The following is a 238-nucleotide window of genomic DNA, read 5'->3' on the forward strand; positions in this document are numbered from 1 at the left end:
GATCAGGGCGTCATAGGAATGGCCGCGGACGGTCAATTCAACTGAATCGGCAATGGTTTCGCGCGACGGGAGCGACGACCGCATCCCCTCGTGGCCCATGGCGATGCCGTCCGTGACGGTGATGGTGCAGAACTCGCGCGGGGTGCCGCCGGCGGCAGCAACGCCCTTTTTGGCGGCCTGAGCCTGACGCATCAGGGAGATGTTGCAGGGAGCGGCTTCATTCCAGCAGGACGCCACG

Annotated in this window: 1 protein-coding gene; it reads right to left on the bottom strand. The window is 65.1% G+C overall.

From position 1 onward, the window contains the following. The coding region (locus AC0KVN_RS27770) for a dihydroxy-acid dehydratase domain-containing protein (RefSeq protein ID WP_483656889.1) at window positions 1-237 on the bottom strand (237 nt) is incomplete at its 3' end. Between the last annotated feature and the right edge of the window lies 1 nt (window position 238).

The organism is Sphingobium sp. SG1 (assembly GCF_057063145.1).